General features: G+C 66.4%; 19 protein-coding genes and 1 pseudogene. 14 read left to right on the forward strand and 6 right to left on the reverse strand.

Annotation, left to right across the window (positions count from 1 at the left end; all coding sequences use genetic code 11):
- The first annotated feature begins 311 nt into the window (after positions 1–311).
- The 4 genes from V8688_RS17370 (at position 312) to V8688_RS17385 (ending at position 5,765) form a co-directional block, all read left to right on the forward strand.
- Positions 312–860, forward strand: a complete 549-nt coding sequence (locus V8688_RS17370) for a lipocalin family protein (protein WP_218716455.1) — start codon at positions 312–314, stop codon at positions 858–860.
- A complete protein-coding gene (locus V8688_RS17375) occupies positions 857–2,179 on the forward strand; it encodes a deoxyribodipyrimidine photo-lyase (protein WP_342801235.1) in 1,323 nt (440 codons plus the stop codon). The genes V8688_RS17370 and V8688_RS17375 overlap by 4 nt, the downstream gene beginning before the upstream one ends.
- A gap of 89 nt (positions 2,180–2,268) precedes the next feature.
- Positions 2,269–3,690, forward strand: a complete 1,422-nt coding sequence (locus V8688_RS17380) for a WGR domain-containing protein (protein ID WP_218716432.1) — start codon at positions 2,269–2,271, stop codon at positions 3,688–3,690.
- Between the two features lie 113 nt (positions 3,691–3,803).
- A complete protein-coding gene (locus tag V8688_RS17385) occupies positions 3,804–5,765 on the forward strand; it encodes a UvrD-helicase domain-containing protein (RefSeq protein WP_342801236.1) in 1,962 nt (653 codons plus the stop codon).
- Between the two features lie 124 nt (positions 5,766–5,889).
- On the opposite strand, the gene V8688_RS17390 is transcribed toward V8688_RS17385, so the two are convergent.
- Entirely contained in the window at positions 5,890–6,624 is a 735-nt protein-coding gene (locus V8688_RS17390; RefSeq protein WP_218716434.1) for a glucose 1-dehydrogenase, read from the reverse strand.
- A 187-nt stretch (positions 6,625–6,811) separates the two neighbouring features.
- Positions 6,812–7,357: a hypothetical protein gene (locus V8688_RS17395; RefSeq protein ID WP_218716435.1), complete on the reverse strand. Its 546-nt coding sequence runs from the start codon at positions 7,355–7,357 to the stop codon at positions 6,812–6,814.
- Between the two features lie 279 nt (positions 7,358–7,636).
- On the opposite strand from V8688_RS17395, the gene V8688_RS17400 reads away from it, so the two are divergent.
- Both V8688_RS17400 and V8688_RS17405 read left to right on the forward strand, forming a co-directional pair.
- Complete coding sequence (locus tag V8688_RS17400) at positions 7,637–8,734, forward strand: sialidase family protein (RefSeq protein WP_218716436.1); 1,098 nt, start codon at positions 7,637–7,639, stop codon at positions 8,732–8,734.
- A 3-nt stretch (positions 8,735–8,737) separates the two neighbouring features.
- Positions 8,738–9,010: a MoaD/ThiS family protein gene (locus tag V8688_RS17405; protein WP_218716437.1), complete on the forward strand. Its 273-nt coding sequence runs from the start codon at positions 8,738–8,740 to the stop codon at positions 9,008–9,010.
- A 3-nt stretch (positions 9,011–9,013) separates the two neighbouring features.
- Here V8688_RS17405 and V8688_RS17410 read toward each other — a convergent pair whose 3' ends face one another.
- Positions 9,014–9,169, reverse strand: coding sequence for a hypothetical protein (locus V8688_RS17410; protein ID WP_218716438.1), 156 nt, complete (start codon positions 9,167–9,169; stop codon positions 9,014–9,016).
- Positions 9,170–9,310: 141 nt separating this feature from the next.
- On the opposite strand from V8688_RS17410, the gene V8688_RS17415 reads away from it, so the two are divergent.
- The 8 genes and pseudogenes from V8688_RS17415 to V8688_RS17450 all read left to right on the forward strand — a co-directional run bounded on the left by V8688_RS17415 (position 9,311) and on the right by V8688_RS17450 (position 17,301).
- Complete coding sequence (locus V8688_RS17415) at positions 9,311–11,143, forward strand: PQQ-binding-like beta-propeller repeat protein (protein ID WP_218716439.1); 1,833 nt, start codon at positions 9,311–9,313, stop codon at positions 11,141–11,143.
- Positions 11,144–11,272: 129 nt separating this feature from the next.
- Complete coding sequence (locus V8688_RS17420; RefSeq protein WP_342801237.1) at positions 11,273–11,488, forward strand: hypothetical protein; 216 nt, start codon at positions 11,273–11,275, stop codon at positions 11,486–11,488.
- Positions 11,485–12,735 carry a hypothetical protein gene (locus tag V8688_RS17425; protein ID WP_342801238.1) on the forward strand — a complete coding sequence of 417 codons (1,251 nt, stop codon included), beginning with the start codon at positions 11,485–11,487 and terminating at the stop codon, positions 12,733–12,735. Before V8688_RS17420 ends, V8688_RS17425 begins: the two co-directional genes overlap by 4 nt.
- A gap of 191 nt (positions 12,736–12,926) precedes the next feature.
- Positions 12,927–13,043 (forward strand): annotated as a pseudogene (locus V8688_RS17430) (IS481 family transposase); the annotation flags it as partial.
- Between the two features lie 202 nt (positions 13,044–13,245).
- Positions 13,246–13,584: a WXG100 family type VII secretion target gene (locus V8688_RS17435; RefSeq protein ID WP_342801239.1), complete on the forward strand. Its 339-nt coding sequence runs from the start codon at positions 13,246–13,248 to the stop codon at positions 13,582–13,584.
- Positions 13,584–13,880, forward strand: a complete 297-nt coding sequence (locus tag V8688_RS17440) for a WXG100 family type VII secretion target (protein ID WP_342801240.1) — start codon at positions 13,584–13,586, stop codon at positions 13,878–13,880. The genes V8688_RS17435 and V8688_RS17440 overlap by 1 nt, the downstream gene beginning before the upstream one ends.
- A 45-nt stretch (positions 13,881–13,925) precedes the next feature.
- Positions 13,926–15,674 carry a hypothetical protein gene (locus tag V8688_RS17445; RefSeq protein ID WP_342801241.1) on the forward strand — a complete coding sequence of 583 codons (1,749 nt, stop codon included), beginning with the start codon at positions 13,926–13,928 and terminating at the stop codon, positions 15,672–15,674.
- 1,261 nt (positions 15,675–16,935) lie between these two features.
- Positions 16,936–17,301, forward strand: coding sequence for a hypothetical protein (locus V8688_RS17450; RefSeq protein ID WP_342801242.1), 366 nt, complete (start codon positions 16,936–16,938; stop codon positions 17,299–17,301).
- Between the two features lie 240 nt (positions 17,302–17,541).
- On the opposite strand, the gene V8688_RS17455 is transcribed toward V8688_RS17450, so the two are convergent.
- The 3 genes from V8688_RS17455 to V8688_RS17465 are packed head-to-tail and all read right to left on the reverse strand — an operon-like array spanning position 17,542 to position 19,018.
- Positions 17,542–18,015 (reverse strand): SitI3 family protein, encoded by a 474-nt coding sequence (locus V8688_RS17455; protein ID WP_342801243.1) that lies wholly within the window; start codon positions 18,013–18,015, stop codon positions 17,542–17,544.
- Positions 18,016–18,498, reverse strand: coding sequence for a hypothetical protein (locus V8688_RS17460; RefSeq protein ID WP_342801244.1), 483 nt, complete (start codon positions 18,496–18,498; stop codon positions 18,016–18,018).
- Between the two features lie 19 nt (positions 18,499–18,517).
- Positions 18,518–19,018 (reverse strand): hypothetical protein, encoded by a 501-nt coding sequence (locus V8688_RS17465; RefSeq protein WP_342801245.1) that lies wholly within the window; start codon positions 19,016–19,018, stop codon positions 18,518–18,520.
- Positions 19,019–19,171: the final 153 nt, after the last annotated feature.

Consider the following 19,171-nt stretch of genomic DNA (forward strand, 5'->3'; position numbering starts at 1 on the left):
GGCCGCGCCGGAGATCGCGTCCCGGCAGCCGACCATGCGCGCCAGCGCCCGGCTGCCCGGCCGGTCGGTCTCGAATCCACACGGCCGCAGCAGCACCTCGGGACGAACGGCCACACTCGCGCCGTACGCGGCGGTCGCCAGGCCGAGCAGACGGAACGGCCACTCCCGTGTCATCGACAACTCCTCTCGCTGGGTGAATCAATTATGCATCGTTTCTTGATAGTCTGTCAGTACCAACAATCCGAGGAGTTCTCGTGCGCATCGCCCATTCCTCCGTTCCGCTCCGCCTCCCGCTGCTCGCCTGCGCGGCGATGGCCGCCGTGGCGCTGGCACCGGCCACCGCGTCCGCCGCGCCCCCGGCGCCGGTGCCGTCGCTCGATGTCGAGCGCTATCTGGGCGTCTGGCACCAGCTGGCCGCGGTCCCGGCCCCGTTCAGCCTCGATTGCGCCGGCGACACCACCGCCACCTACACCCTTGACGACGCCGGTGACGTCGGCGTCTACAACCGCTGCCGTACCTGGTCGGGCGGCACCAACGAGATCCGGGGCACCGCGACGGTGACCGATCCCGTCACCAACGCCCAGCTGCATGTCTCCTTCCCCGGCGTGCCCGGCCAGGATCAGCGCACCGGCGCCCCCAACTACATCGTCACGGCCCTCGGCCCGGACTACTCCTGGGCGGTCGTCACCGATCCCAGCCGCCTGTCCGGCTTCGTCCTGTCACGCACCCCCGCCGTCGACGCCGCCACCTGGAACGACATCGACGCCGCGATCGTGGCCGCCGGCCAGAACACCTGTGTCTACCTGACCACGCCGACCGCGGGCGGCCGCTCCGACATCACCCCGCTGTGCGCCCGATGACCGTCTCGATCGCGCTGTTCACCCGTGACCTGCGCACCGCCGACAACCCGGTCCTCACCGCCGCGCACCGCGACAGCGATGCCGTCGTCCCGCTGTTCGTCGTCGACGACGGCATCGTCCCGGACCGCTGCCCGCCCAATCGCGCCGTCTTCCTCGCCACCGCGCTGGCCGAACTCAACGAGCGCCTGCGCGGGATCGGCGGGCGCCTGGTGGTCCGGCGGGGCGAGGTGACCGATGTCGTGGCCCGGATCGCCGCCGAGACCGGCGCGAGCGCGGTGCATCTGGCCGAGGACGTCAGCGCCTACGCCACCCGCCGCGAACAGGCCCTGCGGGACCGCCTCGCCGGCACGGACTGCGCCGTGCGCACCCACAGCGCGGTCGTCACCGCGGCCGATCCCGCCGTCCTCACCCCCGCGACCGGCCGTGACCACTACGCGGTGTTCACCCCCTACTTCCGGCGCTGGGTCGACGCTCACCAGCGCCACCCGGTGGGCACCCCGCGCGCGCTGTCCGTTCCCGACGTGGCCGGCGACGCTCTGCCTGCGCCCGGCGACCTGTCGGCCGGCGAGCCGTCCCCGAACTGCCCGCGTGGTGGCGAGATCAGCGGCCGGGTGCTGCTGCGCAAATGGCTCGCGGGCCCGATCCAGGACTACGCCGACCGCAACGACGACCTCGCCGCCGATGCCACCTCCCACCTCTCCCCGCACCTGCATTTCGGCTGCCTGTCGCCGGTCGAGATCGTCCACCGCACCGACCTGTCCGACCCCGGCGGTCACGCCTTCGCCCGCCAGCTCGCCTGGCGCGACTTCCACCACCAGCTCCTGGCGGCGCGCCCCGACACCGCCTGGACCAGCTACCGTCCCGGCCCGTTCGCCGTGCGCACCGACCCCGACGCCGTCGCCGCCTGGAAGGACGGCCGCACCGGCTACCCGATCATCGACGCCGCCATGCGCCAGCTCGTCACCGACGGCTGGCTCCCCGGCCGCGCCCGCCTGATCACCGCCTCCTTCTTCGCCAAATCCCTGCGCCTGGACTGGCGCATCGGCGCGGCCCACTTCCTGCACTGGCTCGTCGACGCCGACCTCGCCAACAACCAGCTCAACTGGCAGTGGGCCGCGGGCACCGGCACCGACACCCGCCCCAACCGCGTCCTCAACCCCCTGCGCCAAGCCGACCGCTACGACCCCGACGGCACCTACGTCCGCACTTGGCTCCCCGAACTGGCCCACCTCGACGGCCCCACCATCCACCGCCCCTGGCGCGCCGAGATCCCCCACTCCGCCTATCCCCCACCGCTACTCGACGTCGCGGGCATGTGACCTGCGCGGACTCCACTCGCCCCGCCGATGTCGGTGTGCCTTGCTAGTTTTCGCTCGTTCGACCCACCGCACGAGCTCAGCGAGGATCCATGACGACCGCCGAAACCACCTACCTGGAACTGTCCGACGACACCGGTTCCTCGCACAAGTTCTACGAGGTGATCGTCACCGGCACCCAGGTGAACATTCGCTTCGGCCGGATCGGCGAACAGGGTCAGTCCAAGGCGAGCTCGTTCGCCACCGCGGAGAAGGCGAAGTCGGCCGCGCAGAAGAAGATCGGCGAGAAGGTTCGCAAGGGCTACGCGCCCGCCGTCATGGGCGCGCGCGAGCGTCGCTCGGTGACCCGCCGCGTGATCACCAGCCAGCGTTCCACCGCCAAGAGCGCTCCGGTCCTGTGGCGCTTCGACTCCGGCGCCGCCGCGTTCGGCATCTTCGTCGACGAGCAGCGCTGCTGGGTCGGCAACGAGAACGGCGAGGTCTACACCCTCACCCCCGACGGCGTCGTGACCAACCGCTACCAGCTCCCCGACGGCGTGAAATGCCTGGTGGCCGATGACTTCTGGATCTACGCGGGCTGCGACGACGGCCGCGTCTACGACCTGTCGGGCAAGGTCCCGCGCGCCGCCTACGACGTCTCGGCCACCGACGTCTACTGGCTCGACATCCACGACGGCATCCTCGCCGCCTCCGACGCCGCGGGCGGCCTGACCGTGATCGACCACGAAGAGGAATCCCTCTGGTCGGCGCGCAGTACCGGCAACTCCGGCTGGATGGTCCGCCTCGACCCCACCGGCGTCTACCACGGCCACAGCGCGGGCGTCACCAAGTACACCTTGGAAACCGGTGCCACCCAATGGCATTCGCCTACCCGGGGCTCGGTCCTGTTCGGCTGGCAGGAGACCTCCGACGTCTACGCGGGCACCTCGGCCAACCGCGTCGAGGAGATCACCAAGCAGGGCGTCACCACCCGCGCCTACCAGTGCGACGCCGCCGTCTTCTCCTGCGCCGCCTCCCCCGACGGCCGCTACGTCTTCGCCGGCGACTCGCACTCCTCGGTCTACTGCTTCGACGCCACCGGCACCCGCCGGTGGAAGCTGGCGACCGGCTGCGGCTCGGCCTACTCCATGCAGTACCACGACGACAAGCTGTACCTGGTCACCACGTCCGGGGCGCTGGCCTGCCTCGACGTGAGCGAGTCCGCCGTCCGCGACGCCGACCAGGGGGTGCTCCCCAGCACCGTCTCGGTCAAGGCCCCCGAGATCTCCGCCGTCCCCGCCTCCAGCACCCTCGAGGTCACCACCGACGCCGGCACCGGCATCGTCGTCGAATGCGTCGAACACGGCGGCTCCCTGCGCGTCCACGTCGTCAGCCCCGGCTACGAACGCGGCTGGAACGTCCAGTTCCCCCGCGACATCCGCCAGGCGGGCACCCGCTACGTCGTCGACGCCGTCACCGAATCCGCCCGCGGCGGCTTCTACCGCGTCCGCGGCGACATCCGCCGCCTGAGCTGACCGGCAGGCCGGCCGAACGCCGCTCCCTCGATGACCGGATTCCTTGTCTGACATGAAGTATCTTGTCAGACAAGGCATTACGCCCTAATGCCACGGACCGCATCGGGGGGATCATGTCCGACATCAGCAGGCATCGCCGCGCCCACTGGGCGGAGCAGCAGCTCGCCGCGCATCCGCAGCTCACCGCATCGCAACGTCGCTTCCTCTCCGCCATCCTGATCGAACCGCGATGGCATCTCTTGCTCGACACGACACCGCCCACGCCGGACCGGGCGGCGGCATTCGCGATCGGCCGGTCCGGAGTGTTCGCGCTGGTCTTCACCGATACGGTGCCGGCCGACCAGGTCGTTCGCGGAATCCGCCGCACCGCCGAGGAGATGTTCGCGAACTTGCTGTTCGACCGTGCGCAGTTCGTCCCCCACACCCTCGAACTGGTGCTGCTCATGCGACGGCGGGTGCCCACGGAGGCACACGATCCTTTCCTCACCGCCGATGAAGCCACGATCCGTGACACCCTGCTGACGCGTGAACGATTGCTGTCGCCGAGTCGGGCCGCGACCATCGCGGCCACAGTCGCCACCCGGGTGGGCGCGAGCTTCACCTCGATCAGCACCGACGACGCACCGACACCGGAAACCGTCGCCACGGATGGCTTGTTCGACAGCGCGGATCTGGACAACGACACCCGGTCCGCCTCTCTGACCCGGCCGGATCGCGAGTGGATCACCGTCCTCGACCCCGAACAGCTCGCCCTCGTCCACGCCAATTTCACCGGGCCCGCGCGGTTCAGCGGCCCGGCGGGCACGGGTAAATCCGTGGTGGCGCTGCACCGCATGGCCCATTTCGCCAAGCGGAACCCAGGTCGGCTGCTGTTCACGAGCTTCGTCCGCACGCTGCCCACTTATCACCGGTCCGGGTTCGCGCGGATCGCACCGACCGTGGTCGACCGCACCGAGTTCATCGGCCTGCACGCGTGGGCGACCGGATTCCTCAAATCCCGCAAGGTCACCTTCCACCTCGACGTCGACGCGGCCGACGACGCCATGGCCCGAACGTGGATGGGTGTCCGTCACCGGCTCGACGGCTACGCGGGGACCGATTTCACCTACTGGGAAGAGGAGATCAAACGAGTCATCAAGGGTCGCGGCCTGACCACGCTCGACGAATACCGCGCCATCGAACGATCCGGTCGCGACGGGTTGCGCCTCACCGGCCGCCAACGGGAATACGTCTGGGACAACCTGTTTCTGCCCTATCAGCAAAGACTGGCGGACAAACAGACCCACGACTTCAACGACGTCATCGCGCTGGCCACCGATGAACTCCGGCAGAGCCCGTTCGACGACGACGAGCGCTACTCGATGGTGGTCGTCGACGAGGTGCAGGACTGCACGCTGATGGAGCTCCGGTTGGTCCACCGCATCGCCGGAGGCACAGACACCGACCAGCTCCTCCTGGTCGGCGACGGACAGCAGCAGGTCTATCCAGGTGGTTGGCGGCTCTCCGATGCCGGGATCCCGCTGGCAGGTGGCCGCGGCCGGGTGCTGCGCACGAACTACCGGAATCGTGCCGCCGTGCTGGATCTGGCCAAGAAGCTCGAGGCGGGCAATACGGTCGACGACCTGGACGGCGGGCGCGGATTCGTCCTGCGCGACAGCGACGGGACGCTGCCCGACGGCGCGGCCGTGAAAGTCCGTCTACGCCGCGACGAACTCGATGCCGCCTTCCTGCACGCCGTCCGAGACTGTGGTGTCCCCACGGGCGAGATCGCCGTGATCGTGGACACGCACCGGGATGCCAAGCACTGTCGCGACCTTCTCCACGCGGCCGGCCTGCCGACGATGGCGCTCGACGACTACAACGGCACTCAGCTCGCCGAGATCAAGATCGGCACCGTGCACCGCGCCAAGGGCATGGACTTCGCCGCCGTCTTCCACATCACCACCGAACCGGCGACCTTCGCGACCGTCCGGGGCGCCACCCGTGATCGGGCGGAACTCGCCGCACGGCAGAAGCTCGTGGCCGTCACCCGAGCACGCGACTACGCGTGGCTGGCCTACATCACCGATCAGTGACCTGGTGTGGGGGCGGGCGACACACCCCGTCGCCGACCCCGACTACCCGTCATGGTCGGTTCGTGCCCCACGGATCGGCCCGTGGGGCTGAGTCCGAATCACCCGGTACGGACCTCGTCCTCGTTCAGAAACTCTTGTGCGGCACCCCGACCGTGAGCCCACCGTCGACCACGAATTCCGCACCGGTCGAATACGACGACTCGTCCGACGCGAGATACGCGACCAACGCCGACACCTCGTCCGGCTCGGCCGCCCGCTTCACCGGAATCTGCAGGAAGTCCGCCGGAATCCCCTCGGTCATCGGCGTGCTGATCAGCCCGGGATGCACCGAGTTCACCCGGATTCCCTGCGCCGCCAGCTCCAGAGCCGCCGACTTGGTGAGTCCGCGCACCGCGAACTTCGTCGCCGTGTACCCGTGCAGACCCGGGCTGCCGCGCATCCCCTCGACCGAGGAGATGTTCACGATCGACCCGCCGCTCGTCATCGCGGGCACCGCGGCCTGCATCCCGAGGAACGTCCCGGTCAGGTTGATGTCGATGATCCGCTGCCACTCCTCCAGCGCGAAGTCGACCAGCAGATTCCCGTTGACGATCCCCGCGTTGTTCACCAGCACGTGCAGTCCGCCGAAGGTCTCGACCGCCGCCGCGACGACCGCGGCCCACTGCTCGGGTTCGCGCACATCCAGGTGCCGGTAGATCGCGGCATCGCCGAGCTCCTTGGCGACGACGGCGCCTTCGTCGTCGAGCACGTCACCGAGCACCACCGACGCGCCCTCGGCGACGAACCGGCGCGCGTGCGCCGCGCCCATCCCCCGCGCTCCGCCGCTGATCACCGCGACTTTGCCGGCCAACCGTCCCATGTCCACATTCCTCTCACCAGAACTGAGCCACTCTCACCGTAGGAGCGTGGACCCGTTCCGCGTGGGGATATGCCTAAATGAAAGGTGAGTCGATCCGACGAAATACCGACACGGCCCGCTCGCCGCACCGGGTTTCAGCCCTGGCCGATGCGCCACTACGCCCCTGCGGCCGGATGATTCGCCGTGATCAGCAGGTGAGGTTGGCCGCGCCGTACGAGGAGAACGACACGTGCACGTGGTCGTAGTGGTTCTGGGTCGGGCTGCCCCGGTCCTCCATGTAGGACCAGCCGCCGCCGTCGTTGTAGCGCTGCTGCCAGATCACATAGGTGACGCCGAAGCGCGCCTTGTTGGCCAGCACGAACGCGGCGATCGCGTCACCCTGCGCGGGGTTGGAGGTCATGATGTCGAGCGCGAGACCCGCGCCGTGGTCACCGTCGAATCGCCCGTTGGCGCCGCCGATGTCGTCGAGCCCGAACATCTTCTGCACCATGTGGCTGACCTGCGCGACGTGGGGCTGGGTGCCCTTCCACTCCGTCGAGCACAGGTACTTCAGCTTCGAGGCCGACAGCGTCGCCGACTCGTCGTCCGCCGCGACCGGCGCCGGCGCGATGGTCGGTTCGTCGTGGGTCAGCGCGGGCAGGACGTCGACCTCGACCGCGGACGGCGTGTGCGGCACGACGGCCGCGACCTGCTGTACTTCGGTTCCACCCGGCCGGAACGCCATCCAGAGCATGCCGGGAACCGTTGCTGCGAGGCTGCACACAGCCAACGACATGCGCCCCGTCGGAGGAGCGGGGGTGCGATGTTGACCAGGCACTTTATCAATCACCAGCTACTGTCGAGAACAAGGTCACTGCCAGATTACGAAATGGTCGCGAAAAAGTCACGCTCGTGCGACGGGTTGCGCACGATCGGACCAGTATCCCTCACCGATCGCGATCATGCGGCCCTTACGTCCCCGCGGAGTACGCTCATTTTCATCCGCGTCGGTGAGACGACCTGGAGGTCGGCGATGGACGTACTTCTCGGAATCGGCACGCGCAAGGGATTGTTCCTGGCCCGCAGCTCGGACGACCGGGCGAGCTGGACGGTGAGCCCGCCCCAATTCCCGGTCGCCGATGTGAAAGCCCTGGCCATCGACACCCGCCGCACGCCACCACGTCTGCTCGCGGGTGTCCTCAACAGCCACTTCGGCCCGACGCTGGTCTCCAGCGACGACCTCGGCGCGACCTGGACCGAACCCGACGACGCCCCACTGGCCTTCCCCGCCGACACCGACGCCGCACTCGAGGGTGTCTGGCAGATCGCACCCGCCACCGCCGCCGAACCCGAGGTGGTCTACGCGGGCGTCGAACCGTCGGCGCTGTTCCGTTCCACCGACGGCGGAAGGACTTTCACGCTGGTCAGAGGCCTGTGGGACCATCCCCACCGGCCGCAGTGGGCGCCGGGCGGCGGCGGTCTCGCACTGCACACCGTCCTTCCCCACCCCACCGACACCCAGCGCCTGGCCGTGGCCATGTCGACCGGCGGCGTCTACCAGACCGCCGACGGCGGCGCCTCCTGGACACCGACCAACAAGGGCGTCACCGCCGACTTCATGCCCGGCGAGCTGCCCGAATGGGGCCAGTGCGTGCACAAGGTCGCCCGCGACGCCGAAACCCCCAGCACCCTCTACCTCCAGAACCACGGCGGCGTCTTCCGCAGCACCGACGACGGCACCACCTGGCAGTCCATCGACGCCGACCTCCCCCCGTCGAACTTCGGCTTCCCCATCGTCGCCCACCCCCGCCGCCCCGGCGTCATCTACACCTTCCCCCTCGTCGCCGACATGGACCGCTTCCGCTTCCCACCCGACGCCACCTGCGCGGTCTACCGCAGCGACGACGCGGGCCGCACCTGGACCGCGACAACGAACGGCCTACCGACGGTGCCCTTCTGGGCCTCCGTCCTGCGCGACGCCATGACCACCGACGACGCCGACCCCACCGGCATCTACTTCGGCACCCGCAACGGCGAGGTCTACTGCAGCCCCGACGAAGGCGACCACTGGCACCTCGTCGCCGACAAACTCCCCGACGTCCTCTGCGTCCGCGCCGCCGTCATCGGCTGACCCATGGCCCGCGTCCTGCTCCCCTCCGCCCTGCGCCCCTACGCGAACGGCGCGCGCGAACTCGACATCGACGGCCCCACCCTCGGCCACGTCCTCGACACCCTCCGCGACCGGTCCCCCGCCCTGGAACGCCGCCTCCGCGACGAACGCGGCACCCTGCGCCGCTACGTCAACTTCTACATCGACGGCGACGAATGCCGCACCTTGCACGGCGTGGACACCCCACTGACCACCACCACCGAACTGATGATCATCCCCGCCGTCGCCGGCGGCTGACCCTCACAACCCGTACTTGCGCACGAACTCCTCGGTGAGATCCACCGAGGGAACCCCCTGATCCACACCCCGCGTCTCGATCGTCGTCTCTTCGATGAGCTCCGAAGGCTCCGGCGGAAGTTCCCGCCACCTCGCCCGCGGATCATGCTGCTCGGACATCTCAGCTCCCCTCGTCCCCCTCCAGAGTAAACGGAAGTGGTTACCGCCGTCGGCCGTCGAGACGCGCGGGCTTGGTAGCCCGCGACTACGCTACTTCCCTGCCGGAGACACATCGGTCACTGACAAGGGGAGTTCAGTTCCATGGGGGATCTACACAGCACCACGCCGGACGACCGCCCAACCGCGACGCTCCCCACCCTGGAGCGTCCACTCGGCCGCCTGCCCCGCACCCGCGCGACAGCCGCCGCGACCGGCACCGGCCTGCTGATCGGCGGTGTCCTCCTCGCCCTCTACAGCTGGTTCGGCGCCACCACACGCCCCGTGAGCACGACGCTGGCCCAGTCCGCGCAGTTCGCCGCCGTCGCCGGCGTGCTCGGCACCGTCGTGCTCGCGATCGTCGTCGCCGCGTGGTTCACCGGACGGCGACGCAGGATCGATCTGTGGAACAGCCAGCACGCCTGGGAACTTCGCGCCAGCGGTGCGGTCGTGCTGGTGCTCTTGATCCTCGTCGGCATGTCCTGGAGTCGGCATCTGCCCAGCAGCTTCTCGGAGATCCGCGCGGACTATCCCTACTTCGACCAACTCCCCACGGCAGTCGGCGCGATCGCGCTCGTGGGCGTAGGCGCGATTCTCGCCCTGCTGCTCACGATTCACATGGGTCTGGCCAGAACCGTCAGCCGCCGCATTCTCTCGATCGCCGTCACCGCCGGGTTGGCGGTATCGACCGCCGTCGCAGTCACCGCCGTACGCGCGGGCGACGACAGCGCCAACATCGACCACCTGACGGTCGCCGAGGCTCCGATCGCCCCGGTTCCCGGCCGGATCACGGCCGAGGCGTATCGCCTCCAACTGCCCCCGACCAACGAACGACGGGAGTCCACTGGCCGCCAAGTACTCGCGGCGGGAACGGGATTCGTCGTCGTGAGCATCGACGGCGTGCGCGCCTACGACGGCGCGACCGGCGGACCACGCTGGCACTATCTGCGCCGACCGCAGTCCGGCCATCGCGTCATGTGGCCCGATTCGGGCGCCGCGTTCACGACGGCCGACCGCTCGGTCCTGATCACCCGCTGGTTCGCCGAAGACACCACGACACGTATCGCTTTCGACGCCGTGACCGGCCGGCTCCTCTGGACCTCCGCAGACCACAACGACTACACGGCCGACTATCCCGACGTTGCCCGCAGGGTGATCAGTGCAACCACCGCCACCGACCTCCTGGTCGAAACCGACGACGCAGTCACGGGATACGACGCCCGCACCGCCGCCCGGCGCTGGACGGTCGCTCTCCCCACCGCCGGCTGCACCCCGGACCAGGGGAAGACGCTGGCGTCGGACCGAGCCGTGTACCGGCTGTACCGCTGCGGTGAATCGACCCGTCGTCTCTTCGCGATCGACACCACCACAGGCACGCTGGTCGGATCCCGCGATATCTCCACCCGCAACAGTCCCTCGGCCTCACTGCTCGAGAACACGTTGCGAATCAGCTGGTACCAGCACGAGGACCAGGGCAATTACTACCTACTCGTCGACCGCGCCGACCGAATATCGACTGCCCCGATCCGTACCGCAGGCAGCCCCTTCGCCGCCGACCCCAACGGTCCGGAGGTGCTGGTCGCGATGCCGGAGCCCGAAGGCCCACAGCACAGCAAATACGCCGGGATGACGACAACCGACAGCATCGACCTCCGACGGATACCCGGCATGACACCGGGATACGAAGGCATCGACGGCGACTACTTCTACTTTCTCGCCGACGAATTCGTCGATCTGAACTTCGGTGGCTCCACCCACGAACTGTCGATCCGGGACCGCCGAACCCTGCTTCCCACCAGCACGATTCCCATCACCAACCCCTGCCGCCCCGGCCTCGCCCAGCCCACGCTGATGCGCGCCTCGTCAGCCGTCCTGGTCGTGTGCCAGAACAACGAGGCGATCGGCGACGCCACCCTCGACATCATCGGCTTCCGATAACAGTCCAGCCCCGACGCCGACGCACCCTCCCATATCCGACAGTGATCCTCGCCGCCGAAGAAGCGGCGGCGATCACCCACAGCTATCGTGTAATCGCCACTGCCACAACACCATCGAAGGAGCCCGACGGTGCCGGACCGCCTCGACAAGCTGACCGCGACCCTCGGAGCCCCTCCCCCGGCGGAGTTCGCGACCCTCGACGTCGACGACCTCACCCGCCTCCACGGTCTCACCGAATCGGCACTGGCCGCCCGCAAGGCCGCCATGGACGACGCCCTCGGCGCGGGAATGCACCTGATCCCCCGTCTGGCCCGCCCGGCCGTCCGAAAGGTCCTAGGACTATGAGCAGCATCCGGCACACCATGGCCGAGATCGCGAAACTGGCCCGCGTCCTCGACGTCGACCGGGCCGAACTGGATTTCCTGACAACCCAATCCCCTTCGGCGATCAAGGCTTTCCGCGACCAGGTCAGCGACGAGATGTCCGGCCGCGACGTCCTGCGCATGCAACGCGTCGCCGCCGCGGTGAAACTGGTCCCCAAACCGATCGCCGCACTGGTCGCCGAAAAGGCACTCGGCCCAGCCCTGGCCGCCGCGGTCGCCGGCGCGGTCGAACCGGCCCGCGCGGTGGGGATCGCCGAATCCCTGTCCCCCAAGTTCCTCGCCGACGCCACCGTCCTGCTCGACCCGAAACGCGCCGCCGAAGTCATCGCCCGCGTCCCCGACACCATGGCCGCCGAGGTGGCCAAGGAACTGATCGCCCGCGGCGACTACCTCACCATGGGCCGCCTCGCCGGCGCCATGCCCGACTCCATCCTCTGGGCCGCCCTCCCCCAAGCCACCGACAGCGACATCCTCCAGGTCGGCCTCCACCTGGAAGACAGCTCCCAGGCCGAACGCCTGCTGAACATGGTCACCGACCGCGTCCCCGGCATGGTCACCACCATGTACGCCGAGGAGAAATGGGCCGACGCCATCTCCCTCCTCGACATCATCGGCCCCGAGGAACGCGCCCGCATGGCCGACATCGTCGCCGAACAAGACGACGAAATCCTCGACGGCCTCCTGACCGCCGTCACCGACCTCGACGCCTGGGACGCCCTGCTCCCCGTCGCCGCAGGCATGGCCATCACCGGCCTGCAACGCCTGGCCCAGCGCCCGGTCATGCACGACCCCGCCACCCTGACCCGAGTCTCCGACATCTCCCTCGCCCAGGGCCTCTGGCTGGACCTGCTCCCCCTGGTCCCCCACCTCGACCCCACCCAACAGCGCTGTATCGCGAACCGCGTTCTCGCCGAAGACGACACCTCCCTCCGCGACCTGATCATCCTGGCCAGCCCCGAAGCCCCCACCATGCTGCCCTTGGCACTGATCGTCGAAGGCGAACCCCGAACCCGCGTCCTCACCCTCCTCGACGGCATGGCCGAACTCGGCACCCTCGTCGACCTCCTCGGCGGCGGCGACCACACCGCCTGGGCAACCCTCGTCGCCATCACCAGCGAACTCCCGGACCGCATGCGCAAACTCCTGGTCGTCCAGGCCCGCGCCTGCGGCCTCGGCGAAGTCGCCGCGGCGCTGTCGAGCGAAGCCTGAACAGAACTGGTCTGTCGGCCACGCGTTCCGAACTGTGGACTCACACCGCTCCCTCACCAGCCGTCCAGCCCGTTCCTTGTCACCTCCTTCACCACCACCGATCCCACAAGCTACGTTGCGACAGCGTTGATATCGCGGTAACGACAGTGACAAGGCAGTTACAGCCGCTCGGCCTGAACCGTCGCCGGTTCGTCGATGTGAATAAGGTCGGGCGCATCCCTGATGGCGGTGGCTGGCGCGCTCACGGCCGCACCTCCGCCCAAGCCACGACGGCCGAAGCCGCCACAAGGCGCGGGGCGAAATCCGGATACGTCTAGAAGTAAGTGGCTTCATGGACCGAGCACGAGCGCGCTTCCACGCGCACGGCATTCACTACCTCGACCGGAGACTCACCGACACCAGCTCCTACTACCGAGCCGCCGACTTCGCCGCGGATTCGACCTGTACCTGCCACGAACCACGCTCAACCGGCTCCACGAGGACCGGGAACAGCGGCTAGAGTCAGACACTATGACCAGCTCTGGGGGAGATGGCCGCGCGCTGTCAGTGGTGCCGGACCAAGTTCGTGAGGTCGGCAACTTCGTCTATGGCCTTGCCGAAACGCTGCGACAGGCACTGGAGTCAGCCGCGCGCGAGGTTGACGACGTGACGGAGGGCAGCTGGACAGGTGGCGCGTCTGTCACCTTCGCGGCCGGCTGGGCTGAGTGCCGCACCGGCGGCATCGAGATCATGACCGCATTGACCGGCATGGCCGAGAAGCTCGGCGTCACCGCCGACACCTATGCACGCCGCGACGAAAGCAATGCGGACGCCGTCGCTGCGGTCACACTCGATCTACCGGGGCTGTAATGGCGGAGTTCACAGTAGATCTCGACCGGCTGGACAACCTCGTCACCAAGCTCGCCGGGTTGTCCGGCTTCGTCGGCGATCACCTCGACGACATCGACGACAAGGTCGCCGGGCTGCTCGGAACCGGCTGGGAATCCGTCGCTGCGGCGGCCTACCAGACCGCGCATCAACGGTGGGCAGCCGGAGCACGCGATTTCGCAGACGGCATCCGAACGATGAGTGACGCGGCCAAAGCTGCACACGGGCACTACGGGACCGCTCAGTCGTCCAACTCGAGGATGTTCCGTGGTTGCTGACACAGCACTGTCCTCGGCAGCGCGGCGATCGCTCGGGCAAGGCTGATGGCGCCCGGGCTCGCGATCAGATCCGACGTCTACTACGCCGCCGCGCAGAAACTCAGTACGCTGTCGACCGAAATCGGCACTGCGGTCACCCGCGATCTCGCTCCGGCTCTGACCACTACGACCGGCATGGTGGGCACCTATCTGACCGCTGTGCCGTGGGCGACCGCGTATCTGCTGCACGCCAGCGAGATTCGGACTTTCCTTCAGACCTACGCCGACGCGATGCGTCATTACAGCGACATCATCAATGCCGCAGGCTACAACTGGGACACGGCGGAGTACAAAGCGGATTCGAACCCGAACAAGGGCGTTGCGCCGGGCCGTCCAGCCCGGGCACCGCTGTCATCCATCGCAGGTGCGGGGTTCCCTGACATTCCCTGCGCAACAGGCGACAACGGCCCTGGCGTAGTGATCAATTCCACCGGAGTCAGTTCCTCTGGGTGGACCGGGGTACCCAACGCGCGCGCTGATGCTCTCGACACCGCAGCCTCTGGGTGGGAGACCTTCTCGAACAGCCAGGAACTGAACAGCGCGGCGGCAACCCTGCAGGCGGTACACGATTCGTTTGCCGTAGTCCAGGCCGAGGAAGTCCCTGATCTGCAAATGGGCTTGGTCGCCTTGCGCGCCGCTGCACAACAGATTTCCACCGTCGCTGCGGCGCTGGCCGATGCAACACGCACCCACCACATCAATCTCGTCGCCGCCCGCCAGAAGCTCGCTACAGTTGCTACAACCACAGCATTCCCGGCTCATCCCGACGCCCATGTGGCCACAGCGATCGGTACCACCTCGATGACGATCACGGTCGATGCCGACCTGATCGAGCCTGATATCGGAATCGCTCGCAGCGCACTGTCCACCGCGTTGAGCAGTACTGACCTCTACAACCAATTGTCGGTAGTCGGATCCAACCGCGGACTACCTGGTTGTGACGCTCTCACTGGTCTGCGTGACCTCCAGGCGATCCAAGCGCTGGCAATGATCGTCGAGTCCGGCAACGAGCACGACAACGCGGCCATCGTCGATGACCTCACGAACCTGTCCACGTGGACTACCCCGGCACCGACGCTGACTCTCGGCGACCCCAGCGCACTGGATGCCTGGGGGCCGCAGATGAAAGCCTGGGCCATCTGGTCGGTCCAGTACGGGCACGAAGCGGGCGTCGATCCGCGCATGGTCCTGGCCATGGCTCTGCAAGAGGGGGCGCCGCTGCGATCCGGCTACGCCAATGGGAACGACTTCCACGCCGCGACTCATGGCAAGCCTGAGAACTACCACCCGGACTCGGACAAAGGAATTCTCGCCGGATACGCCTGGGACAAAGCACGAAGGTGGGCAACACCAATCGGCATCGACAAGAACGACGCCGGAAACTCCATCGGCCTGACCAATCAAAAACCAGGCCCATTCAACGAAGTAAAGGACAAATACCCGACACAATTCGAAGGGCAGGAATGGGCAGACTTGACAACAAGCGACGAGCTGGGAATCAAGGCCGCCGCCTACAATCTCCGGATGTTGCAGGACGCAGCGATGGAGAATACAACCGACGAGGTACGCGCCAGTACACCACTGAACCAATTTCTCGGTTCGGGATACAATGCCGGCGGCATGGAGGAACGCACCATAGATGTCGCCACGGGCCGCGGAACATTTAGCGACGGTGAAACCGAGCACGGTCAGAGCACACTTGAAGTGTTCAAGGCGGCAGACAACATTTTGCGGGGATCGGGAGCATACTATTGATAATCCAGTGGTTGAAGCGTCATACTCGGCGCCGCTGGGCAGTTCGAATTGTTATGCTAGCGGTAGTGACCGGGCTGGGCATCTACGGCTACAACCGATGGGACGAGTGGCGCTATAGCCCGAGCGAGGCCCGGCGTATCGTGGAAAATGCTGTCGCAACCGGATTCAATAGGGTAGATGTGACCGATGTGTCGAGCGGAAACGGTCCGCCCGGCGCAAAAGCATATTTCCTAGGAGCACCCCCCTTACCATCAGATGTCGCAGCTTTGATCACTATTCCTGGCCATCCGCTGCACAACCTCGATCCGCCGTACGTTTCGACCCCGAAGCAGCTTCCAAACGATTACACTATTCTCGCGAGATCCGCACAGGAGGGCCAGTGCGAGGCATCAGTTACCGCGGATCGCAATCCTCGCAACATAGCCTCGCCTTGGGGAAGGCAGAAGCATCCCAGGGAGATACTGTCGCCAGATCAATTGGAGTCGGTACGGAGAGGCGACTTGGTCCTCATCATCGTTTCGATCTACAACTGCAGGTAGGGCCAAGGATATCTGGGTCCAGCACGGAGGCGACGAGCCGTCAGTCACTCACCCTCGACGGGACCTGTTGAGCGGTCCCAGATGACGAGACCCGCCCGGTAGTAGAGCAAGGGACCGGCTTCCCCGTCGAGAACGGCCACCCCAGATCCAGCGGACAGCACCGAGCGACGTGACAAATCCGATCACGTGTGGCCGGGTCCGTCTTCGCTGGTCTGCCCCCGCCGACGACATGCTCACCGCAGGAACGGCCGGTGCCACTCCACGTCCAGCCCCCTGGGTCCAAGGACAGAGCTTTGCGCAACCCGAAGCCGTCCCCGGATTCCTGCGCTCGATCGAAGTAGCCAGCGTCGACCGAACCAGCATCTCCGACACCGACCTCGCTATCCAGGGCCGCCGGATCTGCAACCAGAAATACAGCGGGCGTGGCGATCTCAGCAGCGCGATGCTACCGCACACCCGCGCGGACGGCTTTCATTCCTCACAGTCGAGAGCAGGGACAACGCGGCTGCCCAACGGGGCAGGCACAATGTCGAGAAGGTCGGCGCGATGTACGGCGCGGCGTTCGCGGTTTGGAGGTAGTCGCCCGAGCGAGCATCAAATATCCGTGTTCACCGGCAGCCGAGTTCGCGGGAAACCTCGCGGACGTTGCGCCGTGAACGTGCAGGGACCACAGTCGAGGTCCGAACGCCCTGTGGAACTCGGGATCGTGCGCCGAGAACACTATGAGCTCCTGTCGGGTTCGGTTGCTGAGTCGTCGCCAACAGATCAGTGCTGCAAACCTCCGATCCGACCTGTCCGGCGCGGCACAGAATTGGGATGAGATCCGCATCCGATCGCTCGCGAAGCGCCACGGCTACGACCTTGCCAAGACCATCGTGTTCGCCGCTCGAACGGCCGACCCTCTCACCGGACTCATCACCATCGTCCGGCGAATCAACGCCGAAGCGGTCTTTGTACCTCATCGGCGCCATCTCGGCGCCGAGATGCCACCCACGCTGGTCAGAACCTGCGACGTGATCACAGTCAACGACGAAAGCACCTATGCAAGGCCGTATTTCGCAGTCCAGGACCGTATGTTCGCACCATGATCCGCGAGAAGTCCGGCGACCTCCTCGCCTCCGATGCCGAAGTAATGGTCAACGCAGTCAACACCGTCGGCGTGATGGGCAAGGGGCAGACCTCTCCAGACATGTTCCGGGAGTATGCAAAAGCTGCGCGGGCCGGCGACCTCCAGATCGGCCGAAAACTCGTGTGCCAGACCGGCGCGACCGGGCCGCGGCTCGTAATCAACTTCCCGACGAAGCGGCACTGGCACCCGGCCAGTCGCTTCATAGAGCGTACGACATACGGGAGTACGGTTGGTGTAGCATCTCGGTGCGCTCAGGTGTCCACATACAGGGAGCTGAATTTATTTCTAGGCTGCCCGCACGGCGAATCGCCCAAACATCGCCGGATTCCAAGAAGTATACGATCATGTCGTCGAAGGTAGCCGCAAGTAGTTGGGTCGCGATGAACAAAATGTCGGTGACTTGAGCATCGAGTCTTTCGGTCTTATCCAGTCTCAAAAAGATCGATACTGTCGGCTTGAATCCGAATTCCTCCTCTATAGGGTCTCCCCACGCTGGAGATCGGGCGGTGCTTACGCGAATATACAACCCACGTCGAACCGAAACACCATTGATCAGGCTGGTCGCAATTGCCTGACCAGAAATTTCGCCCGATAGGCAGATCGAGTTCACCAACGTGGCGATTTCTGACACGCTTCGGTCTGTTGCGACCGCCACCATGTATTCGAGTGCCATTTAGGGCAGTCTCCTAAATTGGGGGCGGCCCACCGGCAAGTGACTCTTACCTCTCTGCCGACACCGCACCTCCAGTGCGTGTTGGAGAAACGCCAGCAATGACTCTGCAAGCATCCTGACCTCAGGGTGACCTTCTTGATACGTAAATACGGCGGGGGAGTCAGGTTCGAATAAATATACCTTGCAACCTTGGTGATGGCCAAAGAAGAATCGGTTTTCGAGAGACAGCGACTCGCCGTCCCCGCTGGCGACATCGATCGCAGCTTCTCGAGCTTCCAGCGATCTGGGATAGAAGATGTCGGTGCCTTCGAAAAGTTTTCCGGCCCTCCTGCCCATTACCTGTAAGAATGCAAGATACTGGCCTGGTAGGCGAAATGAACCGGCACTGGAAGATACATCTTCTATTTCGCTGGCCGAACATCCCATGATCTCATCTTCTGACGCGACTCCAGAAGCCAACAATTCTCGACGCAGGTGCTTCATGTCATCGACATTACTGTCATTACTCACTGATCTGGGCAACCGTCTCCGCATCGGGCGGGTACGGCCGAGCACGCACTACCCACTCCCGCCGCAACTCCGGAATACACACCTGAATCTCGTCGAACTCCCACGTCTTCCGCCCGGACCAATCCATCCGCTCCGGCTGATCCTGAAGTCCTGCCGCATAGCCCAGGTACTCGTTCCACACCGCGTACGAGGTCGCCACCGTCACCTCCGTGGGCACATCGAGCTTCAACAACCACCGACCGTGCGCCCACTCATGATCACCGAGCAGCATGCTCGCCGAAGACCGAACAGCTCCACGCCGCCACCCCCGACCGGGCCAACACCACACCGGCGGCGACCCGACACAGTCGATCCCCCGCCGCCCCATCTCCGCCGTCATGGCGGCGTACGCACCACGCCAATTGCCGACCACCAGATCCCAGTCGGCGCGATAGGCACCGGTGTGACGCAATGCCGTCACCACTTCCGGAGCCTGCAACGTCCAAAGCCTCACCCACCCGACCATATGCCTGCGCACGACCCACCGGACACACCTGAACCCGGCCAGTCGCATCAGCAAGCCATCGATGCGGTACACCCGCCTTCGACGAAGGGCACATCATTCGACTCCCATCGTCGCGATCTTTCAACTATGTTGGGAGACAAC

It is taken from the genome of Nocardia sp. No.11 (assembly GCF_038752175.1).
Taxonomy (GTDB): Bacteria; Actinomycetota; Actinomycetes; order Mycobacteriales; family Mycobacteriaceae; genus Nocardia; species Nocardia canadensis.